Genomic DNA, 23,770 nt, shown 5'->3' with positions numbered 1-23,770 from the left:
CCACATGGATCTCATGTCAGCCCTGGCCTCGACGCCTTCGCCAACACCCCCACCGACGGGCGGCGGGTTCGATCTCTTCGGGATCATCCTCTGGCCTCTGAAGTGGGCCGTCGAGGCCGTGCTCGTCTTCTGGCACTGGTTCTTCACGGCCATCGGCCTGCCGGCCGCGGACGGCATCACCTGGGTGCTGTCGATCGTGGGCCTCGTCATCGTCGTTCGATCGGCGCTCATCCCGCTCTTCGTGCGCCAGATCAAGAGCCAGCGCAAGATGATGGAAATTGCTCCTGAACTGCGGAAAGTTCAGGAGAAGTACAAGGGTAAGAAGGACCAGCTCTCGCGCGAGGCCATGAGCCGCGAGACGATGGCGCTGTACAAGAAGCACGGCACCACTCCGGTGTCGAGCTGTCTGCCACTGCTCGTGCAGATGCCCGTATTCTTCGCGCTGTACAGCGTGCTGAGTGACGTCACGAAGCACTACAACGCCGGAATCGGTGGCGTCGGCCTGCTGAACGCGGAGCTCACCGCCGAGTTCTACAACGCCAAGCTGTTCGGTGTGGCGTCGCTTCACGAGACGCTGATCGATGCCTTCAACACGGGCAACACCCCCGCGATCATCATCCTGATCACTCTCGTCGTGCTGATGATCGCGTCGCAGTTCTTCACGCAGCTTCAGATCATCTCGAAGAACCTCTCCCCCGAGGCCAAGACCGGCCAGGCGTACCAGATGCAGCGCATCATGCTCTACGTCCTGCCGCTGGGCTTCATCTTCTCGGGCGTCTTCTTCCCGCTCGGCGTCGTCATCTACTGGTTCGTGTCGAACCTGTGGACGATGGGCCAGCAGTTCCTGGTCATCCGCGAGATGCCGACGCCCGGTTCCGACGCGGCCAAGGCCCGCGAGGAGCGTCTGGCGCGCAAGGGCAAGGCGCTCGACGCATCGGGCAAGGTCGTGCCAATGGAGAAGTACCTCGCGGAGCAGCGTCGTCTGTACGAAGAGGCCGAGAAGGCGAAGGCGGCAACGCCCAAGCGCCAGCAGCCGGTCAGCAAGCAGCGCGCCAAGAAGCAGGGGCAGAAGCCTGGCCCGAAGCCCGGCGCTGCGCCCGCTGCGGAAACCGACTCCAGCGGCTCAGCCGGCTCCGGCTCCAGTTCCTGACCCGACGTCACACACGAGGATCATGCCATGACCACGTCCCCTGAGTACGCTTCCGTCGATACGCGCGAGGAGCGAGTTCCCGCCACCGTCGCGCAGCTCGAAGAGGAAGGCGACGTCGCCGCCGACTTCATCGAAGGCCTGCTCGACATCGCCGACATCGACGGTGACCTCGACCTCGACGTCCGTGCCGGCCGCGCCTACGTGTCGGTGGAAGCGCCCGCCGGCGGGTCCGTCGCCCTGATCGCCGCGACCGACACGGTGCAGGCGCTGCAAGAGCTGACCCGTATCGCGGTGCAGAATCGCACAGGCCGATTCTCCCGCCTGATCCTGGATGTCGGCGGGTCGCGCGATGCGCGCCGCGACGAGCTCACCGCGCTCGTCGACCGCGCGATCGCCCGACTGGACGACGGTGCCTCGCAGGCCTCTCTTCCCGCGATGTCCAGCTACGAGCGCAAGGTCGTCCACGACATCGTCGCCGAGCGCGGCTTCGTGTCGGAGTCCTACGGCGACGGCGCCGACCGTCACACCGTGATCCGTCGCGGCTGAGCCGCACGTTTCACGTGAAACATCCGCTGTCGAGTGTGACGGGTCGTCGATGATCGAGATCGAGCAGGAGCCCGCGGCTGCCGCGCAGATCTTCGGCGACCGTATCGAGGTCGCCCGGCGCTTCGCCGCAGCACTTGGCGCGCACGGCGAAGAGCGTGGGCTGATCGGTCCCCTTGAGCCGCCGCGGCTGTGGTCGCGGCACATCCTCAACAGCGCCGTCATTGCGCCGCTGTTCTCGGGTCGCGTCGGTGACGTGGGCTCGGGCGCCGGGCTTCCGGGGCTGGTGCTCGCCATCGCCCGGCCCGACGTGGAGTGGATCCTCATCGAGCCGATGGAGAGACGCGTCGCGTGGCTGTCAGAGCAGGTCGAGACGCTCGGACTCGACAACGTCGAGGTGGTTCGGGCGCGCGCCGAGGACTGGAAGCGCGGGCCGGTTCTGGACGCGGTGACCGCACGCGCCGTGAGCGCGTTGCGCACCCTGGTACCGATCACGGCTCCTCTGGTGCGCGACGGCGGCGAACTCATTCTCCTCAAGGGAACGAGCGCCACAAACGAGATCGACGCTGCGGCGAAGCAGCTGCGCAGCTTCAAGGTGACGAACGCCCGTGTCGAGATCGTCGGCGAGGGTCTGCTGCCCGAGCCGTCCCGGGTCATCCGCGCCACCGTCCGCTGACATTCGCCGCCTCGCCGGTCTACTGGTGAGAACGCGTGCGGATACCGCGCCTCCGGACTCGCGGTCCCTGCGCCCCCTCAAGAGGTGGCAGGTCTGCTCCTCCCGCCCGTCGAGGAGCGAAGAGCGAGAGTGTCGGTGCTCATGGAGCGGATGCGCTGAAGTGGCACACCCCCGGCCTTCGTGAGGCTCCCGCTCCCCCGGCGCGCAACTGCTGTGGCTCTCTTCGATGCACGCGGGATGCACCACAGCCCACGGCAACCGAAGACGCCGCCCCGCGGGCTGACGCCACGTGAAACACCTTGGCGGGGCGGGTGCCGGGCCGTGATGCAACTCGGCTGAGTGAGGGCTGAGCCATCCCGCGACAATGCGTCCAGAGGGCATGCACCGCGTTCGTAGATCCGGCGGCGAGCGAAATGGGCGTGCGCGTCCGTGCCGGCTCTCACGCATCGCACATGACGACGTGGCGATCCCCTGTCTGGTTCCGTCTTACGGTCGCTCGGCGCGCATCTGCCGTTGGCTCTGCTGGCTGAGAGCCGACAACGGCCGCGCAACGCCAGTGGACGGCTGTTTCACGTGAAGCAGCCGCGCATGGCGAGCCGCGCTTCGGGTGCGGCGGATGTTTCACGTGAAACAGCCGTGCGGCGAGCGGCTGCCCGTGATGGAGCTCGGCGGGGTGACGGTTGGCACCGTCCGGGGACAATATGTCGGGAGGACGACAGGCCCGCGCTCGTAGACCGCCCGCTCGGAGCGGAGTGGGTGGTGTGCGCCGGTGTGTCGATGCTGATGGATCGAGTGTGCTGACACCGGGTCCGGCTTGGTTCAAGCTTCCGGTTTCTCTCACGCGCATCGGCCTCTACCCGCCGACCACGACAGCGACCGCAGTGCCGAGGGGCCGAAGGTTGGCGGGCGTGGATCGATGTTTCACGTGAAACACTCCTGTCGTGGCGAGAGCAGCCCAGTCAGCGGCATAGTTCGGCGGGTGGACGGGTACTCCTGTGACCCTTGTCCGCGGGACCGCGCGCCGCGTCGTGCATCAGCGGCACGGGGCGGGGTGTGTGGTGTCCGCCCGTGCCGGTGCTGACGGGTGGGATGGGTGGCGTCCCCCCGGCCTGGTTCAGTCTTGCCGTCGCCACGCGCAGTTGCGTCTGCCTGCGCAGCCAGCCGACAACTCCCACAGGCGTTGCACTGCGGGAGACGGCGCGACAGCAAGTTGTTTCACGTGAAGCAACTCGTCCTGGCAAGAGCAGGCCAGTGGCATTGCTCGGCGGACTGACGGTTGCCCATCCTGTGGCCACTAGTCCGCGGGACATGCGGGCCGTGCATCAGCGGCACGGGGCGGAGTGTGTGGTGTCCGCCCGTGCAGGTGCTGACGGGTGGGATGGGTGGCGTCCCCCCGGCCTGGTTCAGTCTTGCCGTCGCCACGCGCAGCTGCCTCTGCCTGCGCACCCAGCCGACAACTCCCACAGGCGTTGCGCCGCGGGAGACGGGCGCGATAGCGAAATGTTTCAGGTGAAACACCCTGTCCCCGCACGAGCAGGCGACTGGCACAGCCCGGCGGTCTGACGGTTGCCGCTCCTGTGACCACTTGTAAGCGGGGTGCGCCGGTTCGTGCATCAGCGGCGCGGAGCGGGGTGTGTGGTGTCCGCCCGTGCCGGTCCTGATGGGTCGGATGTGTGGCGTCCGCGGGCCTGGTTCAGGCTTGCCGTCCCCCACGCGCATCTGCGTCTCTGTCTGCGCAGCCAACGGACAACTCTCAAAGGCGTTGCGCGGCCGAAGACGGGCGTGGTGGAGAGATGTTTCACGTGAAACACCCTGTCGTGGCGAGAGCGGGCCGGTGGCACAGCTCGGCGGACTGACGGTTGCCGCTTCTGTGAACACTTGTCCGCGGGGTGCGCCGGGTCGTGTATCGGCGGCACGGAGCGGGGTGTGCGCTGTCCGTCGGTGTGTCGGTACTGACGGGTCGGATGCGTGGCATCTCCGGGCGTGGTTCAGTGTTCCCGTCGCCACACTCATCTGCCTCTGCCTGCGCACCCGACCGACAACTCCGTCAGCGTTGCGCGGCGGAAGACGGGCGCGGTGGAGAGATGTTTCACGTGAAACGCCCTGTCGTGGCGAGAGCGGGCCGGTGGCACAGCTCGGCGGACTGGCGGTTGCCGATCCTGTGAACGCTTGTCCGCGGGACGCGCGCCAGGCCGTGTATCAGCGGCAAGGAGCGGAGTGTGGTGGGTCCGTCGGGGGTGACGGGTCGGACGGGTGGCGTCTTCGGGCCTGGTTCAGTCGTGCCGTCCCCCACGCGGATTTGCGTCTGCCGGCGCAATCCACCTCCAACTCCGGCGGCGCTCGCGCGGCCGATGACGCGGTGGCTAGGTGTTTCACGTGAAACACCTGCGCGCGGCGTGAGTCGGCCCGCTAACAGCCCGGCGAACTGGCGACTGTCCCTCCTTTGACCACTTGTCCGGAGACGCGCATCGCATCGTGCGTCAGCGGCAGGGCGCCACGGGTGGTGTGCGGCCGTGTCGGGGCGGATCGGATGTGATCCGCCCCGCGTTCCGTCTTCCGGCCCATCCGATCCGCGGCGCGCATCTACCTCTGCCCGATGCCCACGTTTGCGCGGCCGAAGACGGGCGCGTTGGCTAGATGTCTGACGTGACACACCTACGCGTGACGAGATCGGCCAGTGGCACAGCCGGGCCGACGGACGGTTGTCCCAATCTGCGACCAGTTCTCCGGGTACGCGCGCCGCGTCGTGCATAAGGGCGCGGGTGGCATGCTCCCGTGTCCGTGCTTGACGGGTCGATATCGCGTCCCCGCGCCTGGTTCCGGTCTTCCGGCCCGGCGGTACGCAGCCACCTTGCCTGTTGCGAGCGGACAACTCCCGCAGCGCATGCGCGGCCGAAGGCCGACCCGGGGGCTAGATGTTTCACGTGAAACGCCTGCGCGTGGCGAGAGTCGGCCAGCTCACAGTTGGGCGGAGTGACGGTGATTCCCTCCTGCGACCGCTCGTCCGGGTACGCGCACCGTGTCGTGCATTAGCGGCCGGGCGCGAGACGGGTCGCGTTCGCCTGTGTCGATGCTGACGGGTCGATATGGCGTCCCCGCGCCTGGTTCCGTCTTCTGGTCCGGGAGAGCGCAGCCACCTTGGCTGTTGCCAACTAACAGCTCCCCAAGCGCTTTCGCGGCCGAAACCGACGTGGTGGCCCTGTTTCACGTGAAACACCTGCGCAGGGCGAGAGTCAGCCAGTTCGGCGGACTGGCGGTGGCCCCATTCTGCGACCAATTGTCCGTGGTACGGCCCGCCGCGCCGTGCCGTGACCGCAGGGATCGGACTGGGCGGGGTGCGACGGGTCGGAGCGGATGTCGTCTCCCCGGTTCCGTCTTTCGGTTCGGTTCGGTTCGGTTCGGTCCGGTCCGGTCCGCGGCGCGCAGCTGCGCCTGCCCGCTGCCACCGACGGCTCCGGCAGTGCAGGCGCGGTCGGAGGCGGGCGCGGCGCGTAGATGTTTCACGTGAAACGCTGACGCGTGGCGAGAGTCCGCCAGTGCACAGCGCGGCGGACGGACGATCTGCCTCCATTCTGCGACCAATCGCCGCATCGTGCTTCAGCGGTTGGGAGTGGGGCGCCTTCTGCGCCAGGTTCGTGGGTGATGTGGGGAGGGAGCCTCGGCGGGATCAGAGCTGTGAACCGTGGCAGTTCGCGGGCTCATGAGACTCACGGCGCATCAACGTTGGTGAGCCGGTGTGCCGCCCGCCGACGGGCTAGGGTCTCCCCCTGCGCGGGACACTGGCCCCCGCGCAGTCGGGGCTGCCGGTGGGAGTTGACGGGTACGGCGCATGACGGACCAGCCCGGCTTGCGCGCCGCTGCGTGTGCGCGGGAAGCGTGTATGCGCCCGCCGCAGCTGCTGTGTTGTCGACGGTTGGCCTGCTGCTGTGGCGCTGGTATGTGGTGGTAGACCGGTTCCAATGATGCCGTCGGCGCACTCATGCATCTCTGGGTGTTTCACGTGAAACATCTCGTGCATAACAAACTGACACGCGAAAGCTGCCGCCCCGGTCGGTGAGAGCCCTGATGGTGTGCGCAGCGGTGACCGGTTGCTCTGCGCAGGGCGGCAGTTGTGTCGCGCACCGCAACGCCGTCTCGCCTGCCGCGTCGCTGCCGATTGGTGGGCGGTGCGATCGTGGTGAGGCACCCCTAGACGAGCAAGCGACCTGAGGAGCGGCGGATGCGGCCGCGGTCGGTCGGTCGCGAATCTCGGTGCGATGCGGTGGCGGGTGCGCGCGATGGGTAGCCCCCCGCTCGAAGTGCTCGTACGACGCATCGTGGACCCCGGTCAGGGAGCTTTGGATCTGGTCGGCGGCGCGGATGTCCGCCGCAGCTGTCTCGAATGACGGCGTGAATCGGTGGCCTCCTGCGCGGAGCGGCATTCGTGGCTCGATCTTCGCGTGAGCCAGCCTCGTGCAATGACCGGCGCGGATGCTTGGTACATGACGGTGATGCTCGTGTTGACGTGGATCCGTGTGAGCCGCGTCGACCGGTGCGGATGCCGCAGCTCGGACCCGCGTGCCGACACCCTCCCCGATTGACGTGCGAGCTGTCTGTTGGTGACTGGTGCGATGCGCGGGGCTAACCCGACGACGGAGCGAACCGGTGAAGGAATGGCCCGACGGCGGGAGCGGCCCTCGCTCACCTCTGAGCCCGCTTCTCGCCCGTCGACAGCATTGACCGATGGATCGGCACGACCTGGCGCGGCCGGTAGCGGCCCTGAACGTCAGGGGCGGACCGCTTGCTGCCTGCCCACCGTCCGTGCGGTGACTCGAGTGGCCACCCGAAACGCGATGGCGTTGGTTGGGCACCTGGAATTGATCTGCGGTTCGATCCGGTCGTGGCGGAGTCCTGTGCCCCACGGTCAGAACCGGCGCGGTGGCTGATCGCAGGCGCGAATTGAATGTTTCACGTGAAACAGACGAGCGCTTGAGCTTACGTGCTCGCGACATCCCTCGCGATGGGCGCGGGCGCGCGCGGAGAATCGGTAGCCGACCGTGCGTCGGCGACAGCGAGCCCGGTGCCGGGGATTGACAGCACTCCCGTCAGCGGAGCATTGTCGCCGGCGCCAGAGGTCGTCGGAATGGGAGACCGATCGCTGTGCGAACCGACGGCTGTGGCGCTCTGTGCTGGGGCCTGGCCGATGCTTCACGTGGGACATCTCTTCGCTCGGCGTCTCACTGTTGGGTGGCGATCGAGATTGTCCGCGATCGCTCGGACGAGGGCGTGAACTGCTGATGGTCGCGCCGGTGGGTGCGACTCCACACCTGGCATGAAGCGCCAGCGCACCAGGGTGCACACGCGGTCGACCGTCGGACGTCGTCCGGTCCGGGGACCCGAGCGGTGGCGGTGCGAGCGATCGCTGCTGCGCTGGGGCCGGGGCCTGGCCGATGTTTCACGTGAATCGCCCCGCGCGCGGTGCTGTTCCACCGACGGTCGGGAGTGCCGCGCCGTGGTCGGTGGAACGTTGGACGAACGTGCGAAGTGGTGACGGGTGTGCGGCGATGGGCGGGACCCCAATACGCGGGCGTGAATTCCTTGCCACCCATCCGCGCACTGATCGGCGGTCATGGTTGGAGTGTGCGACCCAGGTCGGCGGTGCGAACTGATCATTGCTTCGCCGGATGCTGGACCGGGGTGCATGTTTCACGTGAAACACCCCTCCCCTGGCCGCTGGAGTGTTGCCGTTGGGTGGCGACGACCCTGTCGGTGACGCGCGGGCGAAGGGGCGAACGGGCGTCGGGTGTTCGCGGGCGCTGGGAGTCGATACGCGGCGTGAATCACCGGCGGCGCCATGTGGGGCCCGGCGGGTGACCCGGCCGTGCGATCTTGGACAAGGAACCGGACGCTACTTGCGCCGATGGCGGTCGCGGTTCGGGTGGGAACGCGAGACCCCGTCGCTCGGTGAGTGTCAACGGAGGGCCGTCGTGCGGGACTCTCGGGGTGCTGGACCACCGGTGAACCCTGTTGCATTGGGGGCGTCACCGGCGACTCGAGTACGCGGCGTGAAACATCCGCTGCGAACAGGCGGCCGAGCTGGGCCGTTAGGGCCGTAGCCGGTTGTTTCACGTGAACGTCTCCATCCCTCATCGGACGCGTACCGAGCGATGACCAGGCATCGTGGTCGGCGGTGCTTGGATCACGGTGCGAGCCGGGTGATGTGGCTGCGGCGGTGGATCGTCTTCGTCGCGTGAACCCCCAGTGCCCCCTTTCTCGGCGGCGGCTGTCTGGGAGACACCGGGCGTACGGCGGCGCCGACCGCGCGGCGAGATGGGCTACCGCGCCGACGCGAACCGTCGGCGCTTCTTATCCAGCCGGCCAGTCGTGGAGAGAGTCGACGTGGCACCCCGCAATCCGAAGCGCAGGCACATGTTTCAAGCAGCCCCGCGCGGGCCCCCGCGGATGCAGGCCGGCCATGCCTGCCGACGGCCGGCAGATGCGCGTCGCTGCCAGCGCGTCCTGTGTGGCTACGGATGGCCGCACCAGTGTTTCACGTGAAACGTACCGTGCATGTTCACGGATGAGCCTCCCTCCGATGGCGGCGCGGCAGCGGGTAGGGGTGAGGCCCGCCGGAGAACGTGTGCATGGCAGGCGCCGCGCATGACGCGGGCTGATCGCGACGTGTCCGTCGCGGCGCATCACCTCACGAACACGTTGATCCGCCGAGCCGATAGATCTTCGGTAGTACACCGGAGCCTGGTCGCCCTCGAGAACAACGTGTCGGCTTGGACACCGGTGTGGTCTGCGATCCGGTGATGGCGCGCGGCGCGGGCGCCGGCGTATGGAAGGTGCTGTCGCGAGCCGTGCGAACGATTTAGGGGAGCGGTCGGTCACGCGGCAGAAGGCGGCGCGGGGACGTCGGTCTCGCGCACTGGCGCCGGTCGCCGGTGGCTGTACCGGGTGATGGGTGCAGTGCCGGCGGTGCCCGCGCGGCGCGAGACGCGCTCCAGGCGTCGCGTCGCGGACGCGGTCTTGGCCAGCGTCGGCCCAGCGGCCCCGGCTTTCGCTCCAGCACGCCGGGACCGGCTGGCTTCGTCACAATCCGGCACCGGGCTTCCCTTGAAGCGGCGGGTTAGCGCCACCGGCGGGGTCAGGCGATGTTGACTAGAGGTGATGGCAGTCCCGCTCGCAACGATAAGGAACGCATGAACAACTGGCTCCGGCGGCTGGGGATGGGGGGAAGGCGGGATAAGGTGGAAGGCGATGTTGAGCGGCCTGCGCAAAGGGGAGAGTTTCACGTGAAACAACCCGACGAGACCGAGGCTCAGGCATCCTTCTCGTCCGATGGCCCACTCACCGCGCTGGCGACAGAGTCTCCGTCAGCCTCCGTGGACGACCGCGTCGAAGCTCCACCAGCAGGGTCCAATGCGACCCAGTCTGGCGGTCCTGAGGTCTCACCTACGGACGCCGCGTTCGAGTCCGCTGCCGAGCCGCAGATGGATGACGGGGACCCCGACATCGCAGATGCGTCCACTGAGAACGTCCACGCAGAGGACTCGTCGACGTCTGCAGATGCGGAGCTCGCGGAAGCCGGGGTCGCTGCGACCGAGGAGGTCGCGCAGGGCGAGGAGGTCGCGCAGGGCGAGGAGGTCGCGCAGGGCGATGACATCACGCCGGGCGAGGACATCACGCCGGGCGGGGAGGTCACGCCGGGCGAGATGCAGGCCGACGCGACCGACGCCGACGCCGATGTCGCGACCGACGAATACGCTGGTCCGGCAGGCGACGTATCACTCGACGTCGCTCCCACCGTCGCCTCGGACGAGAGCACCCCCGCCACGCAGGAAGAGGACTCCCCCATCGCGCAGCACGACGGCTTCAGTATCGGGCATGACGAAGACGATTCGCCGATCGCCCGCGAACTCGCGGATCTGACGGCGCGCCGTAAGGCGCTCGAAGAAGCCGAGGTTCAGCTCACCGGCCGCACGCGCGTGCTCACGGTCTCGAATCAGAAGGGCGGCGTCGGGAAGACGACCACGACGGTCAACCTGGCGGCGGCCCTCGCCGAGCGCGGCGCCCGCGTTCTCGTGATCGATCTGGATCCGCAGGGAAATGCCTCGACGGCGCTGGGCGTGCCGCACACCGCCGACATCCCGAGCGTGTACGACGTGCTCATCGACGAATTCCCCCTCGCTGACATCATCCAGGTCAGTCCCGAGTCCCCCAACCTGCTGTGCGCACCGAGCACCATCCACCTCGCCGGTGCTGAGATCGAGCTGGTGTCGCAGGTCGCGCGGGAGCACCGGCTGCGCGTCGCCGTCGACGACTACCTCGAGAAGCACGAGGGACAGCTGGACTTCATCCTGATCGACTGCCCGCCCTCGCTCGGTCTGCTCACGATCAATGCCTTCACCGCGGCCACCGAACTGCTGATCCCGATCCAGTGCGAGTACTACGCGCTCGAAGGGCTGAGCCAGCTGCTCGGCACCGTGCGCATGATCCAGAAGCACCTCAACCCGCGGCTGCAGCTCTCGACGATCATGCTGACGATGTACGACGGTCGCACGCGTCTTGCGCAGCAGGTCGCCGATGAGGTGCGCGAGCACTTTCCAAAGGAGGTGCTCGACACCGTCGTTCCTAGGTCTGTCCGGGTCTCTGAGGCGCCGAGCTTCGGGCAGTCGGTTCTCGCCTACGATGGACAGTCGGCCGGCGCCATCGCCTACCGCGAAGCGGCTGTCGAGATGATCCGGCGCGACAGCGCCTCGAATGAAAGGGGCGACTGATGGCTGCGAAGCGCACAGGGCTCGGCCGCGGAATCGGCGCATTGATCCCGACCAACGAGCAGGCTGACGACCGCCCCTCCGATGTCTTCTTCCCCCGTGCTGTCGCCGTCGACGAAGCCCCACCAGTCGAAGCGGTCACGGCTGATACCGAGGAGAACCTCGTCGAGGTCCCCGGGGCGCGGCTCGCACATATCGACCCGCACGACATCGTTCCCAACCCGCGTCAGCCGCGCACGAATTTCGACCACGAGCACTTCGCGGAACTCGTGCACAGCGTGCGCGAATTCGGGGTCCTGCAGCCGGTCGTCGTCCGCAGCAACGACAAGGGCGAGTACGAGCTCATCATGGGCGAGCGCCGCACTCGCGCCGCCCGAGAGGCGGGACTCACCTCGATCCCCGCCATCGTGCGCGACACCGCCGATGAGCACCTCCTGCGTGACGCCCTCCTCGAGAACCTCCATCGCTCGGAGCTCAACCCGCTCGAAGAGGCATCGGCGTACCAGCAGCTGCTCGAGGACTTCGGCATCACCCAGGAAGAGCTGGCGACGCGCATCGGCCGTTCACGGCCGCAGATCAGCAACACCATCCGGCTGCTGAAGCTGCCGGTGCCGGTGCAGCAGCGCGTGGCCGCCGGTGTGCTGACGGCCGGCCACGCCCGCGCGATCCTGTCGCTCGAGGACGCCGCGGCAATGCAGCGCCTCGCCGACAAGATCGTCAACGAGGATCTGTCGGTGCGTGCCGCGGAGGCCGCGGCGAAGCTGCCGGATGCTTCGCCCACGCGCGCGGCGAAACCTCAGGCGGGTTCGCGCCGCGCGCACCTCGATGAGGTTGCGGAAAGGCTTGGCGATCGCCTCAACACACGCGTGAAGATCTCACTCACGGCAAGAAAAGGCCAGATCGCAATCGATTTCGCGAGCATCGAGGATCTCAACCGAATCCTGGGAGAGCTGGGAGAGACCGGCTACGGCCCGGCCTGAGGCCGGGGAGTCTTCAACCTGCCGGGTCGGGAGCGCCTTGCGTCAGGGGTGGGGCTGTGCGCGCCGCGGCGCGGAAGACTCCGCTTGCGCTGCCCGACGCCGCAGGAGCGCCGTCTCGGCGTCGTTGCCCGGAAGCGCGGCGGCCTCGAGGAACGCGGCAGCTGCGGCATCCGTGTGCCCGAGGCGCTCGAGCAGCTCGGCCCGGACAGCCGGCAGCGGGCGGAAGCCCGACAGCTCGGACGCGAGCGCGTCGACCTCGACGAGGGCATCTTCTGGGCCCGCTGCCATCGACAGCGCCACCGCACGGTTGAGCCGCACGACAGCCGACGGGGCGAGGGCGTCGAGCGCGTCGTACAGCCGGAGGATGCGCGCCCAGTCGGTCTCGGCGAACGTCGGTGCCACTGCGTGGCATTGCGCTATGGCCGCCTGCAGGCCGTAGTAGCCGAGACCGCGGGAGGCGGCATCCGCTCGCGTCATCGCTTCGTTGCCGCGCGAGATCGCCGAAAGATCCCAGCGGCGGCGGTCCTGCTGTTCCAGGGTGAGAGGCAGACCGTCGGCGTCGATGCGCGCGCGGAACCGGGACGACTGGAACTCCATCAGCGCGATGAGCGACCAGATCTCGGGTTCGCGGGGCATCAACGCCGCGAGCTGACGGCCGAGTCGCACAGCTTCGCGCGCCACATCCGGGCGCAGCAGCCCCTCCCCCTCCGTCGCCGAGTACCCCTCGGTGAAGAGGAGGTAGATCACCTGGAGCACGCTCGCGAGGCGGGCCGGTCGCTCCGTGCGGTCCGGCACCTCGAACGGCACGCCCTCGTCCGCGAGTGAGCGTTTCGCGCGGACGATCCGCTGCTGCACCGTCGGCACCGTCATGAGCAGGGCACGCGCGATCTGCTCGGTGGTGAGGCCGGCGACCGTGCGCAGCGTCAGAGCGAGACGGGCCTGCGCGGGGAGGACGGGGTGGCAGGCGACGAAGACCAGTCGCAGCACGTCGTCGTCGATACGGTCCGGGTCGGCATGGTCGGGCACGGTGTCCAGCGTCTCCGCGTGCAGTGCGTCCGTCACGAAGAGGGGTTCCCGCTGCGTCAGCCGCTCCCGCCTCCGCCATCCATCGATCGCACGCCGCTTGGCCACCGACATGAGCCATGCACCGGGATTGTCAGGGATGCCGCTGACAGGCCAGCTCGCGAGGGCTTCGACGAGTGCCTCCTGCGCGAGATCCTCCGCCCACGAGAAGTCCCCCGTGTGGCGGGTCAGCGCCGAGACGATGCGTGCGGACTCGTCACGCCACACCGCCTCGACGGCGCGCCGGGAGTGCCCGTCGTCGGAGGTCATGCTCTCAGCGTAGGCGGGGTGACCCCCGGTGTCGGAATCGCAACGTACCCTGGATTGGTGGCGAACGAGGAGCACACCCTGCGACGGCGAGCGAGCCTGGAGCTGCTGCGCGCGGAGGCCGCGGACGAGCTCTCGGTGCTGGTGCACGAGCGGCTGCGAGCCGGCGAAGACCCGTGGGAGTTCATGGATGAGCTGCCGACCGTCGATGAGCTCGTCGTGTACCTGCTGCGTGCGGAGAACATCGCCGCCGATGGCGGATCGCGTCCGAACGCCAGTCGTCACTACCGGGTCCTGCGGCAGATCGCGCTGGAGTATCCCCCGTTGACGAAGGCGGTGTGGTCGCTTCTGGGCGATGCCAACACGCACCGCCGGTGGGACCCGACGGTGCGTGCGGAGGCGAGCTGAGGCTCGAGGTCACGAGTTGGCGGCGCGCCACTCCTGCTCCTTGGCGACCCACTCGTCGCTCTGGTCGAAGTCGCTGATCTCGTTCACACGCCGAACCTCGAGCGCCGTCCCCGGACCCAGCGGGCACTTCCGGGCCCAGTGTTCGGCCTCTTCGCGCGAGGCCACCTCGATGATCCAGAAGCCGGTGAACACCTCGCGCGCCTCGGCGAAGGGTCCGTCGGTCACGGCCGGCGGCACCGAATCGAAGTCGACGCGGAAGCCCTCCGCCGCATCTGAGAGTCCCTCGGCGCTGAGGAAGACGCCGGCCTTCTGGAGCTCCTCGTTGTAGGCGCCCATGGCGGCGTACGCCTCGGCCATGTCGTAGGTCTCGGGGTCGAACGCCGCTGCCGCCTCGGCACCGACCTGCATGATGAGCATGTAACGCATGAGGTTTCCCTTCCGTCGGGTCTGGGCCCGGTTTCGAGGGCCCGAGTGGCCCCTTCACTCTGTGCGTCGAACAAGCTTCGCGCAGATCGACATCGATCGACAAGAAAATGCGGCCGGAGTCGGATGCCGTAGGACATACAACGGGAATACCCGATGAGGAGCACAAAACCCCGCCGGTGGTGCCGACGGGGTTTCGTGAAAGGTGGGTGTGGCCTCAGCCGATGTAGGCGGCGAGGTCCTTCTCGAGCGCGAACTTCGGCTTGGCGCCGATGATCGTGGTCTCGACTGCGCCCTTGTTGAACACCTTCATCGCGGGGATCGACGTGATCTGGTACTTCATCGCGAGATCGGGGTTCTCATCCACATTGAGCTTGAGGATGGTGATCTTGTCGGGGTGCTCCGACTGGATCTGGTCGAGGACGGGCGAGACCATGCGACACGGGCCGCACCACTCCGCCCAGAAGTCCACGAGCACCGGACCCTCGGCCTGGAGCACGTCCTGCTCGAACGTGGCGGAGGTGGTCGCCTTGGCGGTCATCTGTGTTTCTCCTTCGATGGAAGTCTGTCGTTTGTGTCAACAGCACCGGCAGGGGGATTGTTCCCGGGCGTGTCGCGACGCCCGCGGAAGGTCAGACCGTGCTCACCTCGGGCAGGCCGGCGATCTGGTCGCCTGCGGCATCCGGCTCGCCCGCCTCACCGAGTCCGGCGAGGTAGTGCTCGAGGTCGAGCGCTGCGACCGTACCGCTTCCCGCGGCGGTGACCGCCTGGCGGTAGGTGGGGTCGATGACGTCGCCGGCGGCGAACACACCCGGGACCGAGGTGCGTGAGGAGCGGCCGTCCACCCACACGGTGCCCTCGGGCGTGAGGTCGAGCTTGTGGTGCACCAGGTGGGTGCGGGGGTCGTAGCCGATGGCGACGAACACGCCGTCCAGCGGGAGCTCGCGGGTCGACCCGTCGACAGTGTCCTTCAGGACGATTCCGGCGACGGCGTCTTCACCGAGGATGTCAATGACCTCGCTGTTCCAGACGAACTCGATCTTCTCGTTCTTGAACGCCCGCTCCTGCATGATCTTCGAGGCGCGCAGCTCGTCGCGGCGGTGGATCACGTACACCTTCGTCGCGAACTTGGTGAGGAACGTCGCCTCCTCCATCGCCGAGTCGCCGCCGCCGACGACCGCGATCACGCGCTCGCGGAAGAAGAAGCCGTCGCAGGTGGCGCAGTACGACACGCCACGACCGGACAGCCGGGACTCGCCCTCGATGCCGATCTTGCGGGGCGCGGAGCCGGTCGCGAACACGATCGCGTCGGCCTCGTGGCTCGCGCCGCTGCCGAGCATGACCTTCTTGACGGGGCCGTCGATGTCGAGCCCGACGACGTCGTCGTAGAGCACCTCGGCGCCGAACCGCTCGGCCTGCTCCTGCATCTTCGCCATCAGATCCGGGCCCATGATCGCCTCAGGGAACCCGGGGAAGTTCTCGACCTCGGTGGTGTTCATCAGCTCACCGCCAGCCTCGACGGAACTCGCCACGACGAGCGGATTCAGGTTCGCCCGAGCGGCATAGATCGCCGCCGTATAACCTGCGGGACCGGAGCCGATGATGATGACCTGACGCACGTGCGCACCTTTCCTCGTGAAGCCTTGCGAAGCGTTCCGCGACGGACGCGATGGCCTTGGATGCCTCAACACATGGTAACCGCGCGGCATTCCGAGCCACGCCCCCTTGCGGGCGCGGCGAGCGGCCGGGTGACGAGCGTCGCGTCCTGCCCGTCCGACGCGAGCCGGGAAGGTCAGCGCCTGCCGGGCAGGAACCGCCGCACGAGTCCCGTGGCGACGGAGAGCTCGGGTGCGCGCAGCAGCGCCAGGAAGCCGACGTAGACCCCGATGGACACCAGCCCGATGATCGCTGCGCCGACAGCGCCGAGGAGCGGGCTGGACGCGGTCCACCCGTCAGCGCCGCCGAACCACAGGAACACCAGCCATCCGACGCCCGCAGCCGGGATGGCGGCGACGATGAAGCGGGCGAGGGACAGCAGCCATGCCCCGATCGCGATGTCGCCGAGGCGGCGCTGGAGCAGCCAGGTGGCAAGAATCACCTGCACGATGCTCGCGAACGACTGCCCGAGCGCGACGCCGGCCGCAAGGAACTCCAGTGAGAGCGTGGCCTGCGCAATGAGCGCCGTCGCGACCACGATGACGCACTGCAGCACGGTGAAGAAGAACGGGGTGCGGGTGTCGTTGTACGCGTAGAAGGTGCGCTGGATCACGAAGAGCACGGCGAGCGGGATGAGGCCGACGAGGAACGCGAGAAGCACCCATGCCGCGGCGACCGCTTGATCGGCCGAATTGGTGAAGATGCGAGACGCGGGTACCGCCGCCGCCGCGAGCGCGAAGGTCGCGATGACGATGAACACGCCGAGGGTGCGGATGCTGCGACCGATGTCGGCGCGCACATCGGCGTCGCGGCCGGCCGACGCGTGCTCGCTGAGCTGTGTGAAGTAGGGGGTCCCGATGGACAGCACGATGATCGAGTACGGCAGCATGAACAGCAGCCAGGCGTTCTGCGATGCGATCGCCGCCGGCCCGTCGCCTGAGGCGCCGGAGAGCACACGCGACTGGACGAGCCCGGCGAGCTGTCCGGCGAGGACCATGAGGAAGGTCCATCCGGCGAGCCGCCCGAGGTGGTTGAGTCCCACGCCGCGCCACCGGAAGTCGGGCCGGAGGTGGAGCCCGGTGCGCCGCCAGAAGAAGAGCAGGATCACGGCCTGCACAACGATGCCCAGCGTCGCGGTCCCTGCGAGAAGCGCGACCATAGAGGGCGTCCACGCGGAGGTGGAGGTGATTGGTCCGCCGAAGAGTGCGATGAAGACGAGGAATCCGGCGATCGACACCGCGTTGTTGACGATCGGCGCCCAGGTGAACGGCCCATAGACGCGGCGTGCGTTGAGGGCCTCGCCGACGAGTGCGTAGAGCCCGTAGAACAAGATCTGCGGCAGGCACCAGTAGGCGAATGCGGTCGTGAGCGCGAGCTGCTGGGGGGTGTAGTCGGGGGCGTAGAGCTGCACCAGCCAGGGCGCGGCGATCGTCGCCAGGGCTGTCGTCCCCACCAGCACGACCGTGCCGAGCGTGAACAGCTTGGAGATGAACGCTTTACCGCCATCGGGATGAGCGCTCGCCTTGACGATCTGCGGCACCACGACCGCGGTGAGCAGGCCCGTGGAGATGATCGCGTAGATGTTGTTCGGCAGCTGGTTGGCCGTGCCGAAGGCGTCGCCGGCACGACTGTTCACCGAGCCGACCGCGGCGACGAGCACGACCGCGCGCAGGAACCCGGTGAGGCGCGAGACGATCGTGCCGGCGCCGATGAGGACGCTCGCGCGCCCGATGCCGCTCATCGACGCGGCCCGTCGCTCGAAGCAGCGTCGGACACCGCAGCCTCTTCACCGGTCACGCCCCCTTCACCGGCTCCATCCCCAGACGCCCCCGTGCGCTTACCCGGGGCACCGGCATCCGTTCCCCGGCGCCGGCGGCGCACGCGCAGCACGGTTCGGACGATGCCGATCACGAGGAGGGCGCCGACGAGCACGGCGAGCGCGGCGATGCCGGCGGCCTCCCAGTCGGCGTAGACGTTGACGTCGACCGACTCCGGCTGGCCGATCGCGACGAACGCGGGGCTGCGCAACTGGAGGGTGAGCGTCACGTCGCCGCGCCCGACCCTCGCCTGCACCGGCACCTCGACCCGCGTGTTGCTCTGGGGCGTCGCGACCACGGAGGTCTCGCTCTGAACGTCCAGGCGGAGGTTGTCGCGTGTGGTGTAGAGCACCAGATTGACCGGGTACCGCAGATCGTTGCGCACCCAGAACCGCAGTGCGGCGCTCGAGCCGTAGAGATCGCTGGGACTGGTCGGCAGCAGCGAGACCGACGTGAGCGTGCGGGCCGTCTCGGTGCGGTGGTCCGCGAGTGCGGTCGGCCACGTGTCGTCGCCGATCCAGGCGACGCCGAGCAGCTGCAGGATGTCGGCGCGCTCGGGCCCCGTGAGCAGCGACGGCTGATCGAGGATCGTCGCGAACCGCGCGATCTCGCCTTCCTCTCCGACGAGAGCGGATGCCGCAGCCGCCCGTTCGGCGGATGCCTCGGTGCCCGCGAGCTCGACCTCACGCGCCTCACTCGCGGCGATCGTGGCGATGGTGCGAGGAGTGACGTTCGGAGCCGACAGGGCGGCCGAGATGGCGGCCCCGAGTTCCACGCGCGAGCGTCCGTCGCCGCGCCCGACCGTCACGAGGAGCGGGCCGTCCGCCTCGGCGGCTGCGAACGCGAGGTACGCGGTGGCGGTCGTCAGCGGCGCTCCGCGGAGCCACGACACGTCGCTCTGCGACGCCGCGTCGAGGGCCGACGAGACGTCGCTGTCGTAGACGAGCACCTCGGCGTCGCCCACCTGACCGTGCGCCGAGACCGTGCGACCGTCGGTGCCGGCCTCGGTCGTGGCCGACGGGAGGACGGTCGCCGTGGGGGCGCCCTCGCTGCCGAGGTCGCCGAGTCGCGTCACGATCTCGGTGTCGGCCGTGCCGTCGGCCGGCCAGTAGACACCCGGGCGGGTGGCCGGTCCGACCGCGAGGAGCGCGTCGGTGCTGGGCAGTGTGTTGCCGGGCCGCGGTGTCGGCGTCGGCGTCGGCGTCGGCGTGCCCGAAGGCGTCGAGGTGGGCGTCGGGGTGGGATTGGGCGCTGCGAAGTTCGACGGCGACATGTAGGCGGACAACGACGTCGGGGCGAGTGGCTGCGGCAGGCCGGCCTGCAGCTGCGCGGTGACATCGGCGTCGCCGAACTGGAGCGCGAACCGGGAATTCTGGATGCCCTCGAGCCGGGTGAGCCACTCGAGTGCGGAATCCGGCGCCGACGTGCCGAGCACGCGGATCGCAGCGGGCACGGCGGGATCCACCGCGAGGATCGCCGACGTGCCGGTGACGGCGTCGAGCTGGTTGGTCAGGTCGCCGTCGGGCGCCGTGAGCTCGGCCAGCTGCTCCGCGGTGAGGAGCCCTTCGTTCAGCGCACCGGCGGTGATCGGCACGATCACGCCGATGCCGACGTCGGTGGCGTCGTCGGCCGGCACGACCATCGCGCTGGTCGAGCTCACCGTGCCGGAGTCGCCCTCGTACGACGCGGCGAGCGGGTATACGCCCGGCGCGAGGCCGCTGAGGGCCGGGTCGTCGGCCGCGACGGTCATGCCCCGCACCTGGAACGAGCCGGGCTCGACGGCACTGAGCGCGTCCGAGGCGATGGGCTCGAGGGCCACGGTCGAGTCCGTGCCGTCGAGCCACGCGTTGAGCGCGTCCCGGTCGGCGAGCGGCGTTCGCCCGAGCGAGAGCGTCACCGTCGACGGCGTGACGGCGGCATCCGTCCCGTTCTGGAGCGAGATCGAGACGCTCAGCGCATCGCCGGGGCGCACGATGCCGTCGGCCTGCGGCGACAGCGTGAACACAGTGGTGCCCACCGGAATGCTGGCGGTGGGGCTCGGTGACGGCTCGGGGCTCGCGGCCATCGCGGCAGCTGGGAGCAGCAGCCCGGCGACCACCGCCACCGCCGCGACGGTGGCGGTCACGAAACGCGGGGCGCGGCGCGCGGGGCGCTGCGGGGCTCGCGGTGGGGTCACGATCATCCTGTCGGGGGTTCGCTCCTGTGCGATGGCCTGACCGCACGATCGACTGCGATTCTACGATGAGCGCCTCCGAGCCCGCCCGACGCCGGGCCGGGCAGGCCGTCGACGCCCGGTCTGCTCCTCGCGGGTGCACCGGCGCGGTTGAATGGACTCGTGCTCCCCGAACCGGATACCCGCCTCTGTCGTGACCTCGCCGGTGATCTGCGCGACGCCGGCTTCACCGCCGAGGCCCTCCGCGACGCGTGGGGCGCTGCGGCGGACGACGCCATTGCGCGCGGGCTGCGGTCCCCGGCGTCGCGCGGCCTCGGCGATCGCGACGACGCCCTCGCCGTGCTGGGCAAACTGCTGGTGCTCGGGATGCCGCAGCCCGCGCCATTCGTCGACCGGGCGCTGGTGCGCGCCGGCGCCGATGGGCTCGCGCGACTAGGCCTGGCGACGGTCGCCGAGGGCGAGGTCCGCCCGCTCGCGGTGGTGCGGCCGCAGTCGTACGCGGACTCCTCCGGATCCGGACAGTGGTGGGTCGCGAGCGACCTCGACGAGGCCGCGCTCGGCGGACCGCTTCCCGAGGACCACGTGCTCGGAGTCGGCGGCGCGTCGCTGACACTCGCCGGCCTGCAGCTGCCGGCGCCCGCCCGGCGCGGGCTCGACATCGGCGCAGGATGCGGGATCCAGGCGCTGCGCGCCCGGGCGCATACGGCGAACGTCGTCGCGACCGACATCTCCGCGCGCGCCCTCGGATTCACCCGGCTGAACGCGCTCCTCAACGGCATCGATGGCATCGAAGTGCGGCTGGGGAGCCTGTTCGAGCCCGTCGCGGGCGAGCAGTTCGACCGGATCGTGTCGAATCCGCCGTTCGTCATCACGCCGCGGGTTGCCGATGTGCCGGCGTACGAATACCGCGACGGCGGCATGGTCGGCGACGACGTCGTGGCCGCGTTCGTCAGTGGCGTGGGCGCGCATCTCGCGCCGGGCGGCGTGGCGCAACTGCTCGGCAACTGGGAGACCCGGGACGGCGTGCCCGGCCTCGAGCGCGTGCGCGGCTGGGTCGCGTCGTCGTCGGTCCCGCTGGATGCCTGGGTGGTCGAACGCGAGAGCCTCGACCCGCTGTCCTATGCCGAGCTGTGGGTGCGCGACGGCGGCACCCTCGCCGGCACGCCGGGATTCGCGCGGCTGGTCGACGCGTGGCTCGACGACTTCGCGGCGCGAGGGGTGACCGAGGTCGGCTTCGGCTACCTGCTGCTGAGGCGTCCGGCCGAGGGCGCGCCCACGCTGTCGCGCTACGAGTCGCTGCACACGGCGCTCGCCGGCGACGGCCTCGGCGCTCACCTGGCCGCCGCCCTCGACGCCCACGACCGCTTGGCCGGCGTCGACGACGCCGGGCTCGCGGCATCCGTCTTCGTCGTGGCACCGGACGTCACGGAGGCGCGGCACCATCTGCCCGGCGCCGAGGACCCCACGATCATCGAGCTCCGGCAGGGCGGCGGCTTCGGCCGTGCCCTGGGCGTGGACCCGGGCCTGTCGGCGCTCGTCGGCGCGTGCGACGGCGACCTGCCGATCGGAGTGCTGGTCGATGCGATCGCCGACCTGCTCGAGGTCGACGCCGCGGCGCTGCGTGCCGATCTGCTTCCCCGCGTCCGCGAGCTCGCTTTCACCGGATTCCTGCGGCTCGCGGAGTGACGCGCGCTTGCTCCCACTGGTCGTTGAGCGAACGAGGAACGAGGAACGAGCGAGACGAAACGCGCATCCGGAGGCAGTGAGCTGGCTCGAGGCGTTTCGTCTCGCTTCGCTCGCTCAACGACCGGGCCGTAGGCTGGAACCCATGCTCAACATGGCCGAGGGCATTGTGCGCCTCGGCGCGCTCGCCGAGTCCCCCGTCGTCGCCACGCTCGCGCGCGCCTTCGCCGACGCCGGGTTCGACCTCGCGATCGTGGGCGGTCCCGTGCGCGATGCACTCCTCGGCCGACCGACGAACGACCTCGACTTCACGACGGATGCCCGCCCCGACGACATCCTCAAGATCGTGAAGCCGGTCTCCACGGCGCAGTGGGACATCGGGCGCGCCTTCGGCACGATCGGCGCCCGCGTCCGCGGCGAGCAGGTCGAGATCACGACGTACCGGGCGGACAGCTACGACGGGGTCACTCGCAAGCCGACGGTCGAATTCGGCGACACCATCGAGGGCGACCTCGTGCGCCGCGACGTCACCGTCAACGCCATGGCGCTGCGGGTGCCGGGGCAGACCCTGGTCGACCCGACCGGCGGCGTCGAAGACCTGGTGCGCGGCATCCTGCGCACGCCCGCGGATCCCGCGGTCAGTTTCGGCGACGACCCGCTGCGCATGCTGCGTGCCGCGCGCTTCGCCGCGCAGTTGGGGTTCGCCGTCGACCCCGCCACCGAGGCGGCCATGGCGGAGCTGCGGCGCACGCTCGAGATCGTGAGCCCCGAGCGGATCCAGGCCGAGCTGGTCAAGCTCCTCAACACCGACGACCCGGTGCGCGGCATCCGTCTGCTGGTCGAGACCGGGCTGATGGGCGAGTTCCTCCCCGAGATCCCTGCGCTTCAGCTCGAGGTCGACGAGCATCACCATCACAAGGACGTGTACGAGCACTCGCTGACGGTGCTGCGCCAGGCCATCGATCTCGAGAAGACGCGGAACCCGGGTGCCGCACCCGACGTGCCGCTGCGGCTCGCCGCGCTGCTGCATGACATCGGCAAACCGGCGACGAGACGGCTCGAGCCGGGCGGCGGGGTGACCTTCTACCATCACGACGTCAAGGGTGCACGCCTCGCCCGCAAGCGGCTGCAGGAGCTGCGCTTCGACTCCGCGGCCATCTCCACGGTCAGCCGGCTGATCGAGCTGCACCTGCGCTTCTTCGGGTACTCCGAGGGCGCCTGGACCGACTCCGCCGTGCGCCGCTACGTGCGGGATGCGGATGCCGAGCTCGAGCGTCTCCACATCCTCACGCGCGCCGACGTGACGACCCGCAACGTCAAGAAGGCCACGCGCCTGGCCCGCGCCTACGACGACATCGAACGCCGCATCACCGAACTCGCCGCCCAGGAGGAGCTGGCCTCGATCCGGCCCGAACTCGACGGCAACCGCATCCAGGAGGTGCTCGGCATCCCACCTGGTCGTGAGGTCGGCGAGGCGTACCGGTTCCTTCTCGATCTGCGCCTCGACGAGGGTGTCCTCGGAGCGGACGAGGCCGAGCGGCGCCTCCGCGACTGGTGGGCGACGCGGGACTGAATCCGCCGTAGGTGCCTAGGCCCCCGAGGTGCGCAGATGCGCACGCACCCGCCCGGCGAAGGCAGGGCAACCGGCTGCGATGAGAGCGCGCGCGAGACGATCGACGGAACCGCGGGTCTCGGCGCCGTCGCGGCGGGCCAGCTCCAGGGCGACGTTGCGGACAGCAGCGCCGGCGAGGTCGTCCACCAGGCAGAGGAATTCGTCGGGTGTAACGAGTTCGAACGGGAGGAGGTCGGCGTCCGGGGTCTCGCGGGCGCGCGACGAGAGCAGGATGTGGGCGCCGCTCATCACGGCGGCATCGTGTGCGGTGGAACCATCCGGGAGGGCGTCGATATCGACATCCACGTCAGCGTCCTCGGCCAGCTCGTCGAGCGTGGCCACGAGGAGCTCACGCGGCCGCCGCGCGGAGGCGCCGCGGGCGGCCGGGTCCCGATCCCGCCAGATCCGGACCGCGTCGGCCACGACCGCGGCGGAGGAGTGCAGCTGAAAAGCATGGGTCTCGTCGCGGACGAGCGCTAGCCATTCGAGGGGAATGCGCGCGGCGAGGACGTCGGCGTCGACGAAAACCCGTTGCAGCACCAGGTCAGGCTACCTGGCGCC

The 23,770-nt window shown here is 69.3% G+C and carries 15 protein-coding genes; 8 read left to right on the top strand and 7 right to left on the bottom strand.

The window, feature by feature from the left end; all coding sequences use genetic code 11:
* Window positions 1-4 precede the first annotated feature (4 nt).
* From yidC to MRBLWS13_RS12615, 5 genes are all read left to right on the top strand, one after another.
* Complete coding sequence (gene yidC, locus MRBLWS13_RS12635; RefSeq protein ID WP_349425711.1) at window positions 5-1,150, top strand: membrane protein insertase YidC; 1,146 nt, start codon at window positions 5-7, stop codon at window positions 1,148-1,150.
* 27 nt (window positions 1,151-1,177) lie between these two features.
* Entirely contained in the window at window positions 1,178-1,696 is a 519-nt protein-coding gene (locus tag MRBLWS13_RS12630) for a R3H domain-containing nucleic acid-binding protein (RefSeq protein WP_349425710.1), read from the top strand.
* A gap of 49 nt (window positions 1,697-1,745) precedes the next feature.
* Window positions 1,746-2,369 carry a 16S rRNA (guanine(527)-N(7))-methyltransferase RsmG gene (gene rsmG / locus MRBLWS13_RS12625; protein WP_349425709.1) on the top strand — a complete coding sequence of 208 codons (624 nt, stop codon included), beginning with the start codon at window positions 1,746-1,748 and terminating at the stop codon, window positions 2,367-2,369.
* A 7,838-nt stretch (window positions 2,370-10,207) separates the two neighbouring features.
* Complete coding sequence (locus MRBLWS13_RS12620) at window positions 10,208-11,131, top strand: ParA family protein (protein WP_349429054.1); 924 nt, start codon at window positions 10,208-10,210, stop codon at window positions 11,129-11,131.
* Complete coding sequence (locus tag MRBLWS13_RS12615; RefSeq protein ID WP_349425708.1) at window positions 11,131-12,108, top strand: ParB/RepB/Spo0J family partition protein; 978 nt, start codon at window positions 11,131-11,133, stop codon at window positions 12,106-12,108. The genes MRBLWS13_RS12620 and MRBLWS13_RS12615 overlap by 1 nt, the downstream gene beginning before the upstream one ends.
* 42 nt (window positions 12,109-12,150) lie before the next feature.
* Here the strand turns inward: MRBLWS13_RS12615 and MRBLWS13_RS12610 are convergent, their stop codons facing one another.
* Complete coding sequence (locus MRBLWS13_RS12610; RefSeq protein WP_349425707.1) at window positions 12,151-13,440, bottom strand: sigma-70 family RNA polymerase sigma factor; 1,290 nt, start codon at window positions 13,438-13,440, stop codon at window positions 12,151-12,153.
* Window positions 13,441-13,494: 54 nt separating this feature from the next.
* On the opposite strand from MRBLWS13_RS12610, the gene MRBLWS13_RS12605 reads away from it, so the two are divergent.
* Window positions 13,495-13,845, top strand: coding sequence for a tryptophan synthase subunit alpha (locus tag MRBLWS13_RS12605; RefSeq protein ID WP_308866344.1), 351 nt, complete (start codon window positions 13,495-13,497; stop codon window positions 13,843-13,845).
* A gap of 9 nt (window positions 13,846-13,854) precedes the next feature.
* Here the strand turns inward: MRBLWS13_RS12605 and MRBLWS13_RS12600 are convergent, their stop codons facing one another.
* From MRBLWS13_RS12600 to MRBLWS13_RS12580, 5 genes are all read right to left on the bottom strand, one after another.
* Entirely contained in the window at window positions 13,855-14,271 is a 417-nt protein-coding gene (locus MRBLWS13_RS12600; RefSeq protein ID WP_349425706.1) for a YciI family protein, read from the bottom strand.
* A gap of 214 nt (window positions 14,272-14,485) precedes the next feature.
* On the bottom strand, window positions 14,486-14,809 hold the full coding sequence (gene trxA, locus MRBLWS13_RS12595; RefSeq protein WP_163616257.1) for a thioredoxin: 324 nt from the start codon (window positions 14,807-14,809) through the stop codon (window positions 14,486-14,488).
* A gap of 91 nt (window positions 14,810-14,900) precedes the next feature.
* Window positions 14,901-15,887 (bottom strand): thioredoxin-disulfide reductase, encoded by a 987-nt coding sequence (gene trxB / locus MRBLWS13_RS12590; RefSeq protein ID WP_349425705.1) that lies wholly within the window; start codon window positions 15,885-15,887, stop codon window positions 14,901-14,903.
* Window positions 15,888-16,060: 173 nt separating this feature from the next.
* A complete protein-coding gene (murJ, locus tag MRBLWS13_RS12585) occupies window positions 16,061-17,665 on the bottom strand; it encodes a murein biosynthesis integral membrane protein MurJ (protein ID WP_349425704.1) in 1,605 nt (534 codons plus the stop codon).
* Window positions 17,662-19,917, bottom strand: coding sequence for a DUF6049 family protein (locus MRBLWS13_RS12580; protein WP_349425703.1), 2,256 nt, complete (start codon window positions 19,915-19,917; stop codon window positions 17,662-17,664). Before MRBLWS13_RS12580 ends, murJ begins: the two co-directional genes overlap by 4 nt.
* A 159-nt stretch (window positions 19,918-20,076) precedes the next feature.
* Between MRBLWS13_RS12580 and MRBLWS13_RS12575 the strand changes: the two genes are divergently transcribed.
* Both MRBLWS13_RS12575 and MRBLWS13_RS12570 read left to right on the top strand, forming a co-directional pair.
* Window positions 20,077-21,600 carry a methyltransferase gene (locus MRBLWS13_RS12575; protein WP_349425702.1) on the top strand — a complete coding sequence of 508 codons (1,524 nt, stop codon included), beginning with the start codon at window positions 20,077-20,079 and terminating at the stop codon, window positions 21,598-21,600.
* A 142-nt stretch (window positions 21,601-21,742) separates the two neighbouring features.
* A complete protein-coding gene (locus MRBLWS13_RS12570) occupies window positions 21,743-23,170 on the top strand; it encodes a CCA tRNA nucleotidyltransferase (protein ID WP_349425701.1) in 1,428 nt (475 codons plus the stop codon).
* A gap of 15 nt (window positions 23,171-23,185) precedes the next feature.
* Here the strand turns inward: MRBLWS13_RS12570 and MRBLWS13_RS12565 are convergent, their stop codons facing one another.
* On the bottom strand, window positions 23,186-23,749 hold the full coding sequence (locus MRBLWS13_RS12565; RefSeq protein WP_349425700.1) for a hypothetical protein: 564 nt from the start codon (window positions 23,747-23,749) through the stop codon (window positions 23,186-23,188).
* Window positions 23,750-23,770: the final 21 nt, after the last annotated feature.

The organism is Microbacterium sp. LWS13-1.2 (assembly GCF_040144835.1).
Lineage (GTDB): Bacteria > Actinomycetota > Actinomycetes > Actinomycetales > Microbacteriaceae > Microbacterium.
Note: the sequence above shows the minus strand (reverse complement) of the source record. Positions and strands in the feature narration are given on the sequence as shown.